This is a genomic window from Siccirubricoccus soli (assembly GCF_024178315.1).
GTDB classification, from domain to species: domain Bacteria; phylum Pseudomonadota; class Alphaproteobacteria; order Acetobacterales; family Acetobacteraceae; genus Siccirubricoccus; species Siccirubricoccus soli.
The window spans coordinates 65,405-81,831 of the sequence record NZ_JAMZIK010000071.1; the positions used below are offsets into that span (position 1 = coordinate 65,405).

Here is a 16,427-nt window from a genome sequence, read left to right on the forward strand (position 1 = left end):
AGGCACGCCGCCCTGGCGCGTGGCTCATCGAGCTTCGCTCACCCGATCACGCTCCGGCCCGGTGCCGGATCGCGGCTTCGGCCGCAGCCGGTCGCGCCAGGGCAACATCCGCTCGGGCAGGACCACCCGATCGGGTCTTCCGCCCGAGGCTCACGCCGTGATCCGCCAGGCCGGCGACCGCTCTACCGCCCGAGGAAGCGGGCGATCCGCCCCGGCGCCGCGGCCATGTCCGCCTCCGGCCCGCAATAGGACAGGCGCATGAACCGCGCGCCCCGCGCCGGGTCGAAATCCACCCCCGGGGTCGCCGCGACATCGGCCTCGGCCAGCAGGCGGCGGCAGAATTCCACGCTGTCATTGGTCAGGTGGCCGATATCGGCCCAGAGATAGAAGGCGCCATCCGCCGCCGCGATCCGGTCCAGCCCGGCCCGCGGCAGCTCCCGCAGCAGCAGGGCGCGGCTGCGGCGGTAGCGGGCCAGGTTCTCCTCCAGCTCCGCCCGGCAGTCGAAGGCCGTCTCCGCCGCCACCTGGGAGACATGCGGCGCCGAGATGAACAGGTTCTGCGCCAGGCATTCCACCGGCCGGACCAGATCCTCCGGCAGCACCAGCCAGCCGATCCGCCAGCCGGTCATCGAGAAGTATTTGGAGAAGCTGTTCACCACCACGGCGCTCGGCGTCAGCCCGGCCGCGGTGGTCTCCGCCACCGTGCCGTAGGTCAGGCCGTGATAGATCTCGTCCGAGACCAGCCGCACCCCGTTGGCGTGGCACCAGCGGGCGATGGCGGCGAATTCCTCGGGCGGCAGCATGGTGCCGGCGGGGTTGCAGGGGCTGGCGAGGATCAGCCCTTCCGGCCGCGGGTCCAGCGCCTCCAGCATGGCGAGGCTCGGCTGCCAGCGCGTCTCCGGCCCGCATTCCAGCAGCTGCGGCCGCATGCCGAGGGCGGTGAGGATGTTCGCATAGGGCGGGTAGAAGGGCGCCGCCATGGCAACGGCGTCGCCCGGGTCGAAGGCCGCAAGGAAGGCCAGCGGGAAGGCGCCGGAGGCGCCGAGCGTCACCGCGATCCGCTCCACCGGCACCGCGGCGCCGTAGCGCTCGGCATAGTGGCGGGCGAGGCGTTCCCGCAGGCTGCGGAGGCCGAAGGCCTCGGTGTAGCCCATGGGGTCCCCGGCCTCGAGCGCGCGGGCCACCGCCTGGGCGGCGCCGCGCGGGGCGCCGGTGCCGGGCTGGCCCACCTCCATGCGCAGGATGCCGGGCGCGCCCGGCGGCAGGGCGGCGGCGCGGGCATTGGCCGCGGCGATCACGTCCATGACGAGGAAGGGCGGGGCTTCGGCCCCGCGGCCGGTCTTCAGCATGGGGCCATCCTAGAGCAGATCGCGCCGGGGCGGCATGGTCCGGAAACGCGACTCTGCCCTGCGAACAAAGACCTAGAGCATGCTGCGTTCGCTTGCGCGCACGCAGCATGCTCCAGGCCGTTGTTTGCGAGCATCTTCACGCGTTCAGATGATTCCACCTGAACGCGATCTGCTCTAGGGCGTCCCCGGCCAGCGCGGAGGCCCCGGACATGCGCCGGCCGGCGGCGCCGACAGGTGGGGGGCCGGCAGGCCCGGCCGGCCATCTGACGCCGCCGGCAGGCGGAGGCGCCGATCCCGCCGTCACCCCCTCCCCGGCCTGCCGGACCCGAAAGGCGGAAGGCGGAAGGCGGAAGGCGGAAGGCGGAAGGCGGAAGGCGGAAGGCGGAAGGCGGAAGGCGGAAGGCGGAAGGCGGAAGGCGGAAGGCGGAAGGCGGAAGGCGGAAGGCGGAAGGCGGAAGGCGGAAGGCGGAAGGCGGAAGGCGGAAGGCGGAAGGCGGAAGGCGGAAGGCGGAAGGCGGAAGGCGGAAGGCGGAAGGCGGAAGGCGGAAGGCGGAAGGCGGAAGGCGGAAGGCGGAAGGCGGAAGGCGGAAGGCGGAAGGCGGAAGGCGGAAGGCGGAAGGCGGAAGGCGGAAGGCGGAAGGCGGAAGGCGGAAGGCGGAAGGCGGAAGGCGGAAGGCGGAAGGCGGAAGGCGGAAGGCGGAAGGCGGAAGGCGGAAGGCGGAAGGCGGAAGGCGGAAGGCGGAAGGCGGAAGGCGGAAGGCGGAAGGCGGAAGGCGGAAGGCGGAAGGCGGAAGGCGGAAGGCGGAAGGCGGAAGGCGGAAGGCGGAAGGCGGAAGGCGGAAGGCGGAAGGCGGAAGGCGGAAGGCGGAAGGCGGAAGGCGGAAGGCGGAAGGCGGAAGGCGGAAGGCGGAAGGCGGAAGGCGGAAGGCGGAAGGCGGAAGGCGGAAGGCGGAAGGCGGAAGGCGGAAGGCGGAAGGCGGAAGGCGGAAGGCGGAAGGCGGAAGGCGGAAGGCGGAAGGCGGAAGGCGGAAGGCGGAAGGCGGAAGGCGGAAGGCGGAAGGCGGAAGGCGGAAGGCGGAACAGGTCCGGCCGCCGCTCCCGTCAAGGTGGCGAGGCGGCCGCCAACGGGCGGAGCCCATCACGCCATCGCTTGGCCTGCCGGAGGCGGCAGGCGGGTCCGGCACCGCTCACCCTGGACAGGGCAGCCGCGGCCACCCCGCCCCAGTCGTCGAGGCAGGCCCGGCGACACCCCCTGACCGCCCTCCCGCGGAGCGGTTCAGTCGTCGATCGCCCCCAGCGCCACGCCGCTGCCGCGCGGATCCGTCAGCGCCACGCAGCGATCCGGATAGCCCGGCAGGTAGTTCAGGCAGGCCCCGAGCTGGGTGCGGCCGGGCCCGGCCGGCATCGCCTCCAGCGCCGCCGCCGGCAGCATCCGGTTCAGCAGGTGCTGCGCCGCCACGGCCCCCACCGCCATCGGCGCCGCCTCCTGGCCGGAGCCCGCGAGGCCCATGCGGAAGGCCCGCAGATTCGGGTTGTAGGCGATGGCGGCCGAGAGCAGCGGCGGCTGCACCTGGCCGAGCCCCGGCGCGGCGGCCAGCAGGAAGCCCATGCCCGGCGCCATGCGGCCGGTGCCGAACAGGTTGTTCAGGGTGAAGGCGCAGGTCACCGCCGTGCCGGTGCGGTCGAACACCACCAGCCCGGCCGAGGCGGGCAGCGCCGCCGGGCGCCAGGGGGCCAAGCCCTGGGCCGTCACCAGCGCCGCCGGGTCGCCGCCCTGCTGGCGCAGCGTGCCGGCCACCGCCAGGGCCTGGGCCGCCGCCGCCTCATAGGAGGCGCCGTTGCGCAGCGCCTCGAAGGCCACGGCTGCGGCCACGCCGCCATCGGCCGGCGGCGGCAGGAAGGCGATGCGGTCGCCGCCGCGGCTCTCCCGCTCGAAGGGCCGCAGCAGGTCGGGCAGCGCCGCCCGCAGCATCTCATAGGTCAGCCCGGCCCCGGCCGAGGCGGAGACCTGCTCCAGCCGCCGCGCCAGCGCGCCCTGGTGCAGGTCGCCAACGCCGGCGATGCGGAGCTGGCCGAGGCTTGCCGCCAGCTCCGGCTGCAGCAGCGCTTCGCCCTGGCCCTTCGGCCGCCCATCCGGCCGGGCGAAGACCGCCCGGGCGCCGGGGTCGGCGAAGAGGGGGCCGGAGACGGCGGCGAGGTCGGCGGCGAGGCCGCGGCTCACCTCCGTGCCGAAGCGGGCGGTCTGCTCCGCCGCCGCCATCAGCTCCTCGAAGGGCCGGACCGGCTTGCGGGTGTGCAGGGCGAAGAGGCCGCGGGCCAGCAGCGGCACCGCCGCCGGGCGGTCCGCCTGGGGCGAGGCCGGGCGGGCGCCGGGCAGGAACATCACGGCATCGGTGCTGCCCTTCTGCGGGTCGAACACCAGGCAGGCGCCGCCGCCGCCGAGGCCGACGCGCGATGGCAGGGTGACCGCCATGGTGAAGCCGGCCGCCACCGCCGCATCCGTGGCGGAGCCGCCGGCCGAGAGCACCTGCCGCGCAGCCAGCGCCGCCGCCGGGTCCTCCGCCGCCACCCCGCCGAGGAAGCCGCGGACGAAGCCCGGGCTGCCCTCCGCCGGGCCGCCGCCGAAGATGTCCCGGCCGAGATTGCCGATCGTCCCGCAACCCGGCAGGGCGAGCAGCGCCCCCAGCAGCGGCAGCGCTGGCAGCCGCCGAAGCCCCCGCGCTAGATAGCCGGCCATGCGGAATGCGCTTTCCCCTTTCGCCGCACGCTGGACTTCGGCGCTGATCCTCATGCTGGCGTTCCTGGCCCCCTGGCTGCTGCCGGGGCGCGCCGGCGCCCAGGCGGAGAATACGGTGCTGATCCGGGATGCGGAGGTCGAGAAGCTGCTCCGCACCCTGACCACCCCCCTGTTCCGCACCGCCGGCGTCGATCCTGCCCTGGTACGGATCTCATTGATCCAGGCGCGGGCGATAAACGCCTTCGTCACCACTGGCAACCGGCTCTTCGTCCATACCGGGCTGATCCAGCAATCCGGGGAGGTGGGGGAGCTGGTCGGAGTGCTGGCGCATGAGACCGGGCATATCGCCGGCGGCCATGTCGCCCGGCTGCCGGAGGAGATGCGGAACGCCCTGATCCGCTCCATCGCCGGCATGCTGCTGGGCGGGGCGGCCGCGGTGGCCGGGGGCCGGAATGTCGGCGGCAACCCGGGCGCCGCCATCCTGGGCGGCCAGGCCCTGGCGCAGCAGGAACTCTTCGCCTTCACCCGGGCGCAGGAACAGGCGGCCGACCAGGCCGGCACCACCTACCTCGCCCGGCTGGGCTGGCCGGCGGAGGGGATGCTGAAGCTGCTCGGCCGGCTGCGGGAGCAGGAGGCGCTGGCGGTGGCGCGGCAGGACCCCTATCTCCGCACCCACCCGCTCTCCCGCGACCGGATGGAATTCGTCGCCACCGTCGTCGCCCGGCGCCCCGGGGCCAGCGGTCCCGGCTTCCCGCCGGAATTCGAGCCGGCCTTCCGCATGGTGCGCGCCAAGCTCGACGGCTTCATCGACCCGCCGCTGACCACCTGGCGGCGCTATCCCGAGAGCGACGCCTCCGCCCCCGCCCGCTATGCCCGGGCGATCGCCCAGTACCGTTCCGGCCGGGCGGATAATGCGCTGGAATTGCTGGCGCCGCTGCTCAAGGAGCAGCCGGGCAACCCCTGGCTGCGCGAGCTGGAGGGGCAGATCCTGTTCGAGGCCGGGCGGGTGGAGGCGGCGATCCCGCCGCTACGGGAGGCGGTCCGGCTGGCGCCGAACGAGCCGCTGCTGCGCACCCTCTATGGCCGGGCGTTGCTGGAGGCGGGCGGGCCGGCCCGGCTGCGCGAGGCGGTGACGGCCTTCGAGTGGAGCCTCAGGGCCGAGCGGGACAGCGCCTTCACCTGGCGGCAGCTCGGCATCGCCCATGGCCGGCTGGGGCAGATCGCGGAGGCCGACTTGGCGCTGGCGGAGGAGGCGATGCTGAACGGGGATTACCCCCGGGCCCGCTTCCTCGCCCGCCGGGCGGAGGAGGCGCTGCCCGCAGGTGCCCTGAAGTTGCGCGCCCAGGATTTGCGCTTCGCCGCGCAACGCGACAACCTGACCCGCGAACAGCGAGACCAGGACGACGCCATGCGCCGGAGGCCGCGATGAAACGCCTGATGCTGGCGGCCATGCTGGCCTGCCCACCCCTTGCCATCACATGGCCGGCCACCGCGCAGCCCTTCACGCCCGAGCAGCGCGCCGCCATCGTCGACATCATGCGGGAGGCGCTGCGGCGCGACCCGAGCATCCTGCGCGATGCGCTGGGCGCGCTGGAGGCGGCCGAGAACGAGGCGCGGGACGGCGCCGCGCGCAACGCCGTCCGGGCCAATGCCGCGGCGCTGTTCCGGGACCCGCGGGACCCGGTGCTGGGCAACCCCCAGGGCAGCGTCACCCTGGTGGAGTTCTTCGACGCCCGCTGCGGCTACTGCAAGCAGCTCCACCCGGTGATGGAGGAGCTGCTGCGCCGCCAGCCGGATGTGCGGCTGGTGCTGAAGGATCTGCCGATCCTCGGCCCCAACAGCCGCAGCGCCAGCCGGGCGCTGCTGGCCGCCCAGGCCCAGGGCAAGTACGCCGCGCTGCAGGATGCGCTGATGCGGCTGCGCGAGGAGCCGACCGAGGCGGTGCTGCGGCGGGAGGCGGAGCGGGTGGGCGCCGACTGGGCGCGGATCCGGCGGGACATGGAAGACCCCGAGATCCAGCGCCGGCTGGAAGGGAATGGCCGCCTCGCCATGGCGCTGCGCATCGAGGGCACGCCGGCCCTGGTGATCGGGGAGCGGCTGGTGCCGGGGGCGGTCGATCTCGCCACGCTGGAGCGGCTGGTGGACGAGGCGCGGGCGCGCCGCTGATGCCGCTCTTCCTCTGCCAGACCTGTTCCACCCAGTTCGCCGAGAGCGCGGCGCCGCAGCCCGCCTGCCCGATCTGCGAGGATGAGCGGCAATATGTCCCGGCGCGCGGCCAGCAATGGACGACGCTGGAACGGCTGCGCGGCGGGCATGCGAATACCTGGCGGGCGCTGGAGCCGGAGCTGCTGGCGATCCGCAGCGTGCCGGCGGTCGGCATCGATCAGCGGGCGCTGCTGGTGCGGACGCAGCAGGGGAATCTCCTCTGGGACTGCATCGCCCTGCTGGACGAGGCGACGATCACGCTGGTCCGGGCGCTGGGCGGGCTGACGGGCGTGGCGATCAGCCATCCGCACTACTATTCCGCCATGGTGGAGTGGGGCCGGGAATTCGGCGTGCCGGTCTGGCTGCATGCGGCGGACCGGCAGCATGTGATGCGGCCGGATCCCTGCCTGCGCTTCTGGGAGGGCGACCGCCAGCCGGTACTGCCGGGGCTGACCCTGCACCGCCTCGGCGGGCATTTCGCCGGGGGCACGATCGCGCATTGGGAGGCTGGGGCGGGCGGGCGCGGGGCGCTGCTCTCCGGCGACATCCTGCAGGTGATGCCGGACCGCAAGCATCTGGGCTTCATGCGCAGCTACCCCTGCCTGATCCCGCTGCCGCCCGCGGAGGTGCAGCGCATGGCAGCCTATTGCGAGGGGCTGGGATTCGACGCGATCTACGGTGCCTTCCAGGAGCGGGAGATCGTGGCAGGGGCGAAGGCGGCGCTGGCGAAGAGTGCGGCGCGGTACTGCGCTTGGGTGAGCGGGATGGTGGAACCCTGATCCGTCGCTCCCCGGCTGATGGGGAGGGGCGGGCTGGCGGTGGGTGCCGGGCGTCGCGGGCGATGCCCGGCGGTCCGCCAAGGAGCGGGACACCATTTTCCTTTGCGCGGCTTCCTTCGCGCAATGCCGCCCACCGACCCATCGCGCCGATGCGGCTTCGCTCCGCTCCACCGCACCTCCAGCCCTGACGCCCTCCACGGGGCGGGGAGAGATGCCCCTCAGCCTGTGCGGCAGGCATTCCTGGCGGCGAAGGGCCCTCCCCGATCCCCGGCTGCATCGCGGCGCTGTGAGCGGGCCGGGACCACCGGCAACGGCCATCGGGGCCGCGGCAGAGGCCGCCGTTGCGCCGGGCGGGGCGCGCCCCTATCCCTGGCCCATGCCCGCCCCGCCGCTCCGCCTCGAAACCCTCTCCGGCCCTGCCCTGCGGCCGCTCTTCCCGGCGCTGGCCGGGCTGCGCATCGCGGTTTTCGCGGAATGGCCCTACCTCTATGCCGGCGACGCGGCCTCGGAGGAGGACTACCTTTCCTCCTATGCCAAGGGGGATGGCGCCGCGGCGGTGATCGCCTTCGATGGCGAGCGGCCGGTCGGCATGGCCACCTGCCAGCCCATGGCGGAGACCCATGCGGAGGTGCGCGACGCCTTCCTGCGGCGCGGGCTGGACCCGGCGCGCTACTGCTATTTCGGCGAGAGCGTGCTGCTGCCGGAGTATCGCGGCCGCGGGGCTGGCGTCGGCTTCTTCGCGGCGCGGGAAGCACATGCGCGCTCGCTGGGCCTGCCCGCCACCTGCTTCTGCGCCGTGGTGCGCAACGGGAACGACCCGCGCAAGCCCGCCGGCTACGTGCCGCTGGACGGGTTCTGGCGGAAGCGCGGCTATACGCCGCGGCCGGACATCTCCTGCATCTTCCACTGGAAGGAGCCGGGGGATGACCGGGAGACGCCGCACAGCCTCGGCTTCTGGGTGAAGGACCTGGCATGAGCGCGCTGCGGCTGGCCAGCCTCGCCTGGCGGGTGGAGCGCACGCGGGATGTCGCGGCCTTTGCGGCGAAGCTCGACGCGCTGGTGGCGGAGGCGGCGCCGCGGGCCGATCTGCTGCTGATGCCGGAATATGCCTGCGTGGAGCTGGGCACCGAGCTCTCCGGCCAAGTGGCGGATGAGGCGGCGGAGCTGCGCGCCATGGTGGCGGTGGCGCCGGCGCTGCTGGAAGCGATGCGCGGCGTCGCGCGGCGGCATGGCGTGTGGCTGCTGCCGGGCAGCCTGCCCATGGCGGCGGGCGAGCTCGTGGTGAACCGGGCGCCGCTGATCGCGCCCGACGGGCGGCTGGCCTTCCAGGACAAGATGGCGATGACGCGCTTCGAGCGGGAGCGCTGGGGGGTCTCCGCCGGCGCGGGGCCGGCGGTGTTCGAGACGCCCTGGGGCCGGATCGGGATCTCCATCTGCTACGACGCGGAATTCCCGAAGCATGTGCGGGCGCAGGTGGAAGCCGGCGCCTGGCTCGTGCTGGTGCCGAGTTGCACCGACACCATGCATGGCTTCAACCGCGTGCGCTTCGCGGCGCAGGCGCGGGCGCTGGAGAACCAGTGCTTCGTCGCCGTGGCGCCGACGGTGGGCGATGCCCCGTGGTCGGCGGCGCTGGATGCCAATCGCGGCTTCGCCGCGGTATTCGGGCCGATCGACCGGGGGTTCCCGGAGGACGGGGTGCTGGCGCGCGGGGCGCTGGACATGCCGGGCTGGGTGTACGCCACGCTGGACCCGGCCAAGATCGAGGCGGTGCGGCGGGACGGGGCGGTGCTGAACCACCGGGACTGGCCGCAGGCGCCGGTGGCGGCGCCGGGTCTGGGGGTGTTCCAATGAGTCGAGGGAGGCTCTGCCTCCCTCGAGCTCCCTCCGCCAAAGGCCGAAGGGCCTTTGGAAACCATGAGTTTGGGCGCGTCGGTTCAACCTGCCGACTCAAGGGTTCCAAGGGCCTTTCGGCCCTTGGCAGGTGGGGGTTCGGGGGAGGGCAGCGCCCTCCCTCGACACCGCGTTGTTAGTCTACCTCCTCGCCGGCGAAGCCTCCGGCGACCTCCTCGGCGGCCGCCTCATGGCCGCGCTGAAGCGCCGCCTCCCCGGCGTCACCTTCGCCGGCATCGGCGGGGAGCGCATGGCGGCCGAGGGGCTCACGAGCCTCTTCCCCATGCGGGAGCTCTCCCTGATGGGGCTCATCGAGGTGGTGCCCAATCTGCGGCGGCTGCTTCGCCGGCTGGATGAGGTGGAGGCGGATATCCTCGCCCGGCAGCCTGCCGTGCTGGTCACCATCGACGCGCCGAGCTTCACCCTCCGCATCGCCGCCCGCCTGCGGCCCCGCGGCATCCGGGTGGTGCATTACGTGGCGCCGCAGCTCTGGGCCTGGCGGCCGGGGCGAGTGAAGAAGATCGCCCAGCGGGTGGACCGGCTGCTGGCCCTGCTGCCCTTCGAGCCGCCCTTCTTCGAGGCCGCCGGGATCAAGGTGAGCTTCGTCGGCCATCCGGTGCTGGAAAGCGGCGCCGACCGGGGCGACGCGGCGCGCTTCCGGGCGGCGCATGGGCTCGGCCCGGCGGAGCAGGTGCTGCTGGTGATGCCCGGCAGCCGCCGCGGCGAGGTGGCGCGGCTGCTGCCCGTCTTCGGCGCGGCGGTGCAGCGCCTGCTGGCGGCGGAGCCCGGGCTGCGGCCGGTGGTGGCCCTCGCCGGCCCGGTGGAGGAGGCGGTGCGGCAGGGCACCGCATCCTGGCCCGTGCGCCCCATCCTGGTGCGGAGCCAGGCGGCGAAGCAGGATGCCTATGCGGCGGCGGCGGCGGGGCTGATCAAATCGGGCACCTCCAGCCTGGAGATGGCGGTGGCCGGCGTGCCGCATGTGATCGGCTACCGGGTGAACCCGGTGACGGCCGCCATCGTCCGGCGGCTGATCAAGGTACGCTTCGCCTCCCTGGTGAACCTGCTGGCGGAGCGGGAGGTGGTGCCGGAGAAGCTGCAGGAGGGGTGCACGCCGGAGGCCCTGGCCGCCGCCCTGCTGCCCCTGCTGCGGGACCCGGCGGCAGTGGCGGCGCAGCACGAGGGCTTCGCCGAGGTGGTGGCAAAGCTGCGGCCGCCGGAGGGGCTGCCCAGCGAGGCGGCCGCGGCGGCGGTGGTGGCGGCGCTCGGAGGGATTGATGCCCGGCTCGGGAAATCCTGACGTTCCGAACAGGGGATCGCGCGCAGGGTTGGTGTGGCGGCTGCGCGCCAGACTCAAGGACATGCCGTCAGCACGGCCGGTATGAGCCACTGGCGGCGCCATACCGCGCCGGTCATGCGGCGAGAAACCCTTCCCCCCCCCGGGCGGCGAAGGCGTAAGGCCGCGCCATCGGCCGACTGAGCCAGAGCTGGAGCCTGTCTTAACGAGGTCGTCGGGCTGGTACGGGATTCGGCACCCTGGCCGCGGCAACGCAGCCGATACCCTCAGGGAGCAAGTCCGGCCAAGCCGCGCCGCAGATCCGTCTGGACGGGCTCTCAGCCGGCCAGGAAGCCGCCATCCGTACACAGCACATGGCCGACCACGAAGCTGGCCTCGGCCGAGAGCAGCCAGCAGACGGCGGCGGCCACCTCCTCCGGATGGCCCATGCGGCGCAGCGGCAGCCCGGCCGCCACCTGGCGCATATCGGCGATGCCGGAGGCCAGCATCATCTCCGTCACCACCCGCCCCGGCGCCACGGCGTTGATGCGCAGCCCCTGCGGCGCATTCTCCATCGCCGCCGCGCGCATCAGGGCAATGGCGGCGGCCTTGGAGGCGGCATAGAGCGCCAGCCCGGGATTCGGGTTGCGCAGCCCGCTGACGCTGGTGTTCACCACCATGGCCCCGCCGCCCCCTGCCAGCAGCGCCGGCACCTGGTGCCGCAGCGCGTGGCAGAGCGAGCGCACATTGGCGTCGAAGACCTGGGCATAGGTGGCGTCGCTCTGCGCCGCGACCGGGGCGCGGCGTTCCTGGAAGCCGGCATTGTTGAAGGCGCAGTCCAGCCGGCCGAACCGCCCGAGGGTGGCAGCGACCAGCGCCGCCGCATCCGCCTCCCGCGTCACGTCGCCGGCGAGGAAGAGGGGCTCGGCGCTGAGGGCGGCGATCTCGGCGGCCACGGCCTCGCCCAGCGCCTGGCGGCGGCCGCCCAGCACCACGGCCCGGGCGCCCTCCCCTGCCATGCGCAGCGCGGTGGCGCGGCCGATGCCGCTGGTGGCGCCGGTGACGAGGCAGACCTTCCCGCGCAGCCGGCCGGCGGGCGGCAGGGCGGGGCGCGGCCCGGCCAGGGCGATCAGCTCGGCCTCATCCATCCTCTTTCTCCCTCTCCCGGCGGCAGGCGGCGAGCGCCGCGGCATAGGCGGCCAGCCCTTCGGCGAGGCTTGCGGCGGCGGCCGGCGGCATGCGGCGGAGCGCGGCGGCCACCTGCGCCTCGGCGAAGGCGTCGATGCGGGCGAGGGTCGCCCGGCCCCGTTGCGTCAGGGAGAGCAGCTTGGCGCGGCCATCCTCGGGGCTCGGCGTCTCCGCCAGCTCCCCGGAAGCGACCAGCTTGGCCAGCATCCGGCTGATGCTGGATTTCTCCAGCACCAGGCGCTCCGCCAGCTCGGCGGCGCGGAGGGGACCGGCGCGGCCGATCTCCACCAGCGCATGCACGGCGGAGGCGGGAAGCTCCGTGCCCGCCAGGGTGGGCCGCAGGAAGCCCAGCTCCCGCACCAGCCGGCGGGAGGCGTCGCGGATAGGCGGGATGCGGGGGTCGGGCGGCAGGGCCTCGGGCATAGAGCGGGAATATGGTTGTATGGTACAACTTTATGAGCAGAAAGCCAAGTTTGCAAGCGGCGGCGCAGGGCCGGGTCGCCGGCGGCAAGCCATACGGAGGGGCGCCCGCCGATGCCGGTTACAGCGGCAAGCGGCCGACGCCGTGCAGCGCCGGCGGTCCGGAGGGCGAGCAGGTTGAGCCCCTCGGCGGAACCGGGGTAACGGCCGATACCCAGGGACCGGGCAGCCCCCGAGCCAAGGGCAGGCCGCCCCATCCCCTTCTCTCTCCCGCAAGACCTGGAGCATGACCGGTCGAGGCGGATCGACCGAACCGTCGATCACGCGATCAACACCTAATTGGAACGAGAGGGTGCGCGAAGCCCGGCCAGTCCCGCGCCAGGAGCGCGGCCGGGCGGCACCGCCCTGGGCAGGGCGCCCCTCCTCCGCAAAACGGAGAGCGAGCCCCCCCTCAGCCTTGGCGCATCGCCGCTTCCACCCGCAACGCGGCATGCAGGGCGGCGATGGCCACCTCGCCATTCGCCTCCACCGGCGCGCCGGTCTCGATGCTGGCGAGGAAGGCGGCGTGCTCCGCCTCCAGACTGTCATGCTCCTCCCAGGTGGCGCGATCGATGCCCCAGCCGGGCATGGTCGGCACCGGCTCCGCCCCGCCGGGCCGCAGCCGCTCCAGGCTGCGGGCGAGGAAGTCCACCCGCGTCTCCCCGACCGGCCCCAGCACCCGCAGCCGCCGCTCCAGCCCCACGCTGATGCGGCTGGCGGTCACCGTCGCCGCCGCGCCGCTCTCGAACCGCAGCTGGGCGACGGCGAAATCCGGATGCGGCGACATCACCCGGCGGCCCACCGCCCGCACCTCCGCCAGGGGCGAGGCGGCCAGGGACAGCACCAGGTCCAGGTCATGGATCATCAGGTCCAGCACCACGGAGACATCGAGGCTGCGCGGCCGGAAGGGGGCGACGCGGGTCGCCTCGAAGGCCAGCGCCCCCTCCCCCGCCCCGCTGGCGTGGAGCGTGCGGATGGCGGCCGAATAGCGCTCGATATGCCCAACCTGAAGGACGACGCCGCGGGCGGCGGCGGCATCGACCAGGTCCTGGGCCTCCGTCAGGCTGGCGGCGATCGGCTTCTCGATGAAGACGTGGCGGCCGGCGGCGATGGCGGCGATGGCGTGCTGATAGTGCCAGGCGGTGGGCACGGCCACCACCACCGCATCCGCGGCATCGATCAGGGCGGTGGGGTCCATGGCGGTGGTCCCCACCTCCTCCGCGATCCGCGCGGCGCGGGCGGCATTCTCGTCATGCAGGCCGATCAGGCAGCCGCGGGCCGCCAGCTTCTGGGCATGGAAGCGCCCGAAATGCCCGGTGCCGATGACGCCGATACGAAGTGCCATGGAGAGCATCCTGCGAAACCGCAGGGGCCTCTAGACCAGCGGGGGCGGCGCGTCATCCGCCCGGCACGCGGCGCCGCCCGGCAAGGAATGGGGAATGATCCTGCAAGAGGATATGGTTTCGTTTCCACACAACCCCAGGGATTGAGTCGTGACCCTGCCCATTGCCGAGGATTTCGCCGCCATCGCCGCCCGCCTGCGCGACATCAGAGCCGCCGAGCAGCCCCGGACCGGAGCGGCGCCGCCCCAGGCCGTGCCGGAGCAGTATGCCGGCTTCTACCATTGGCTGACCGGGGGCGGCGCCTGGGGCCCGCCCTCCGTCCCGGCCGCGGCGGCGGAACCGGCCGAGGCGGCGGGCTGACACAGCCGGAAGGCGCGGAGCCCGGGCGTTCCGCATCGCCATGGCCGGGGCTCAGCCGGCCGGCGAGGCCGCCGCTCCACCGGGGCTGACCCGGACGAAATGCGGGGCGGCAGGGCCAGGGGTTTCCCGGCCCCCTCGCCGCAGGCCCGCCGGCCGGGGCCAAAGCTTGCATCCCTGCCCCCCCACCGCTAACCGGGCGGCCAGGGTGCCGCCACCCGGTGCCGCACCCGGAAAGGTGAAGCCCGCCCTCATGATGTTCTTTTCGCGTTGGAAGACCCTCGCCATCCTGGCGGTGCTGCTGGTCAGCAGCCTGCTCTGCGTGCCGAATTTCTTCCCCCGCGCCGAGCTGCCGGGCTGGGCCCGGCAATTCTCCCTCGGCCTCGACCTCCGCGGCGGCTCCTACCTGCTGCTCGAGGTCGATCTGAACGCGGTGGTGCGGGAAAGGCTGGAAAGCCTGGCCGATGCCGCCCGCACAAGGCTGCGGCAGCAGAATATCGGCTATGTGAACCTGGCGGCCGACCCGGCCAACCGTCGCGTCAGCTTCCGGGTGCGGGAGGCGGGGCAGGCCGCCGCCGCCGCCGGGGTGATGCCGGAGCAGGCGAACCAGATCACCGCCAGCACCGGCACCAGCGTTCCGGATATCGAGGTGACAACCGCGCCCGACGGCACGGTGACGGCGACCCTGACCGAGGCCGGGCTGCGCGCCAAGGCAAGCGGCGCGGTGGAGCAGTCCATCGAGATCGTCCGGCGGCGGATCGACGAGACCGGCGTCGCCGAGGCGCTGATCGCCCGCCAGGGGCAGAGCCGCATCCTGGTGCAGCTCCCGGGCGTCGAGGATCCCGGCCGGATCAAGGACCTGCTGGGCAAGACCGCCCGCATGACCTTCCACCTGCTGGATGAGAGCGCGAACCCGCTGAGCCCCACCCCGCCGCCCGGGGTGATGTTCCTGCCGGCGGAACGCCCGGTGCCGGGGCAGCCGGAGCGCTTCGCGGTGCGCCGGCGCGTCGAGGTGGACGGCGCCAACCTGACCGATGCCCGCGCCGGGCAGGACAGCCGCAACGGTGAATGGGTGGTGAATTTCACCTTCGATTCCGTCGGCACCCGCCGCTTCGCCGAGGTGACGCGGCAGAATGTCGGCCGCCCCTTCGCCATCGTGCTGGATGAGAAGGTGATCACCGCGCCCAATATCCGGGAGCCGATCACCGGCGGCCGCGGCCAGATCAGCGGCAGCTTCACCGCCCGCACGGCGAACGAGCTGGCCGTGCTGCTGCGCGCCGGCGCCCTGCCGGCGCCGCTGACGGTGGTGGAGGAGCGGACGGTGGGGCCGGAGCTGGGGGCGGATGCCATCCGCGCCGGCGTGCTGTCCCTGGCGGCCGGCGCCCTTTTCGTCTTCCTCTATATGGGCCTGGCCTATGGGCTGTTCGGCTGGCTGGCCGATATCGCCCTGGTCTTCAACATCATCATGATGATCGCGGCGCTCTCCCTGCTGGAGGCAACGCTGACCCTGCCGGGCATCGCCGGCATCGTGCTGACCCTCGGCACCGCGCTGGATGCGAACATCCTGATCAATGAGCGCATCCGGGAGGAGGTGAAGAACGGCCGCCCGGCGCTGAGTGCGCTGGAGGCCGGCTTCACCAAGGCCTCCGGCACCATCATGGATTCGAACCTGACGAACCTGATCGCCATGGGCTGCCTCTATGCCTTCGGCAGCGGGCCGGTGAAGGGCTTCGCCGTGACGGTCGCGATCGGTACCGTGGTGCAGATGTGGACGGCGACGACCCTCGTGCGCCTCATGGTCTCCTGGTGGTACCGGGCGAAGCGGCCGAAGGAGCTGCCGGTGCTGGGCCGCGGCCGCGGGCTGCTGGGCCGGCTGGCGCGGCCGATGTTCCGGCTGGTGCCGGATGTGACGAAGATCCCCTTCATGAAGGGCGCGCGGGCGGGGCTGATGGTCTCGGCGCTGCTCTCCACCGCCTCCCTCATCGGCGCCTTCTATCCGGGGCTGGACAAGGGCATCGACTTCAAGGGCGGCATCGTGATGGAGGTGCGGACGCCGGAGGCGGCCAACCTGGCGCAGATCCGCAGCACCGTCTCCGGCCTCAACCTCGGCGATGTCGGCGTGCAGGAATTCGGCAGCCCGGACACGGTGCTGGTGCGGCTGCCGGTGCAGGGCGACGAGGCAGGCACTCAGCAGGCGGTGAACGCGGTGCGCGGGGCGCTGGAGCAGGTGGCGCCGGGCACGCGGCTGCTGCGGGTGGAGGCGGTGGGCAACCGCGTCTCCGACGAGCTGTTCATCGGCGGCATGATCGCGCTCGGCATCAGCCTGCTGGCGATGCTGGTCTATATTTGGTTCCGGTTCGAGTGGCAGTTCGCCATCGCGGCGATCGTGACGCTGATCCTCGACACCACCAAGACCGTCGGCTTCATGGTGCTGTTCGGGGTGGAGTTCAACCTGACCACCGTGGCCGCCATCCTGACGGTCGTCGGCTTCTCGGCCAACGACAAGGTGGTGGTGTTCGACCGGATGCGGGAGAACCTGCGGAAGTACAAGCAGATGCCGCTGCGGCAGCTCGTCGATCAATCGATCAACGAGACGCTGAACCGCTCGCTCGGCACGTCGATGACGCTGCTGCTCTCGGCCCTGCCGCTGGCGATCTTCGGCGGGGACACGCTGGCGGGGTTCGCCTGGGTCATGCTGTTCGGCATCGTGGTCAGCGCCTCCTCCTCCGTTTTCATCGCGGCGCCCATCGTGCTGTACAGCGGCGAGGGGCGGCTGCGGCGGGGCGAGGCCGGGCGGGCGGCCAGCGGCAAGGTGGGGGCGCCGGCGGGCGTTTGATTTCCCCATGG

Annotated in this window: 13 protein-coding genes; 8 read left to right on the plus strand and 5 right to left on the minus strand. The window is 73.3% G+C overall.

Annotated features, from left to right (window positions below; genetic code table 11):
• Positions 1–182 precede the first annotated feature (182 nt).
• Both NJ376_RS12375 and NJ376_RS12380 read right to left on the minus strand, forming a co-directional pair.
• On the minus strand, positions 183–1,349 hold the full coding sequence (locus NJ376_RS12375; RefSeq protein ID WP_252953573.1) for a pyridoxal phosphate-dependent aminotransferase: 1,167 nt from the start codon (positions 1,347–1,349) through the stop codon (positions 183–185).
• Between the two features lie 1,276 nt (positions 1,350–2,625).
• Positions 2,626–4,086, minus strand: coding sequence for a gamma-glutamyltransferase (locus tag NJ376_RS12380; protein WP_252953574.1), 1,461 nt, complete (start codon positions 4,084–4,086; stop codon positions 2,626–2,628).
• Here NJ376_RS12380 and NJ376_RS28985 point away from each other — a divergent pair.
• The 6 genes from NJ376_RS28985 to lpxB all read left to right on the plus strand — a co-directional run bounded on the left by NJ376_RS28985 (position 4,085) and on the right by lpxB (position 10,257).
• Positions 4,085–5,515 carry a M48 family metalloprotease gene (locus tag NJ376_RS28985; RefSeq protein ID WP_305879979.1) on the plus strand — a complete coding sequence of 477 codons (1,431 nt, stop codon included), beginning with the start codon at positions 4,085–4,087 and terminating at the stop codon, positions 5,513–5,515. The genes NJ376_RS12380 and NJ376_RS28985 overlap by 2 nt on opposite strands.
• On the plus strand, positions 5,512–6,252 hold the full coding sequence (locus NJ376_RS12395) for a DsbA family protein (RefSeq protein WP_252953575.1): 741 nt from the start codon (positions 5,512–5,514) through the stop codon (positions 6,250–6,252). The genes NJ376_RS28985 and NJ376_RS12395 overlap by 4 nt, the downstream gene beginning before the upstream one ends.
• Positions 6,252–7,070 carry an MBL fold metallo-hydrolase gene (locus NJ376_RS12400; RefSeq protein ID WP_252953576.1) on the plus strand — a complete coding sequence of 273 codons (819 nt, stop codon included), beginning with the start codon at positions 6,252–6,254 and terminating at the stop codon, positions 7,068–7,070. Before NJ376_RS12395 ends, NJ376_RS12400 begins: the two co-directional genes overlap by 1 nt.
• Before the next feature lie 376 nt (positions 7,071–7,446).
• Positions 7,447–8,046 carry a GNAT family N-acetyltransferase gene (locus NJ376_RS12405; RefSeq protein ID WP_252953577.1) on the plus strand — a complete coding sequence of 200 codons (600 nt, stop codon included), beginning with the start codon at positions 7,447–7,449 and terminating at the stop codon, positions 8,044–8,046.
• A complete protein-coding gene (locus NJ376_RS12410) occupies positions 8,043–8,921 on the plus strand; it encodes a carbon-nitrogen hydrolase family protein (RefSeq protein WP_252953578.1) in 879 nt (292 codons plus the stop codon). Before NJ376_RS12405 ends, NJ376_RS12410 begins: the two co-directional genes overlap by 4 nt.
• A 229-nt stretch (positions 8,922–9,150) precedes the next feature.
• Entirely contained in the window at positions 9,151–10,257 is a 1,107-nt protein-coding gene (gene lpxB / locus NJ376_RS12415; protein WP_252953617.1) for a lipid-A-disaccharide synthase, read from the plus strand.
• Between the two features lie 314 nt (positions 10,258–10,571).
• Here lpxB and NJ376_RS12420 read toward each other — a convergent pair whose 3' ends face one another.
• The 3 genes from NJ376_RS12420 to NJ376_RS12430 all read right to left on the minus strand — a co-directional run bounded on the left by NJ376_RS12420 (position 10,572) and on the right by NJ376_RS12430 (position 13,225).
• Positions 10,572–11,381, minus strand: coding sequence for an SDR family NAD(P)-dependent oxidoreductase (locus tag NJ376_RS12420; protein ID WP_252953579.1), 810 nt, complete (start codon positions 11,379–11,381; stop codon positions 10,572–10,574).
• Positions 11,374–11,844, minus strand: coding sequence for a MarR family winged helix-turn-helix transcriptional regulator (locus NJ376_RS12425; RefSeq protein ID WP_252953580.1), 471 nt, complete (start codon positions 11,842–11,844; stop codon positions 11,374–11,376). Before NJ376_RS12425 ends, NJ376_RS12420 begins: the two co-directional genes overlap by 8 nt.
• Positions 11,845–12,292: 448 nt before the next feature.
• Complete coding sequence (locus tag NJ376_RS12430) at positions 12,293–13,225, minus strand: Gfo/Idh/MocA family protein (protein ID WP_252953581.1); 933 nt, start codon at positions 13,223–13,225, stop codon at positions 12,293–12,295.
• Positions 13,226–13,373: 148 nt separating this feature from the next.
• On the opposite strand from NJ376_RS12430, the gene NJ376_RS12435 reads away from it, so the two are divergent.
• Together NJ376_RS12435 and secD are read left to right on the plus strand one after the other, a co-directional pair.
• Complete coding sequence (locus tag NJ376_RS12435) at positions 13,374–13,583, plus strand: hypothetical protein (RefSeq protein WP_252953582.1); 210 nt, start codon at positions 13,374–13,376, stop codon at positions 13,581–13,583.
• Positions 13,584–13,833: 250 nt separating this feature from the next.
• Positions 13,834–16,416 carry a protein translocase subunit SecD gene (secD, locus tag NJ376_RS12440; RefSeq protein ID WP_252953583.1) on the plus strand — a complete coding sequence of 861 codons (2,583 nt, stop codon included), beginning with the start codon at positions 13,834–13,836 and terminating at the stop codon, positions 16,414–16,416.
• Positions 16,417–16,427: the final 11 nt, after the last annotated feature.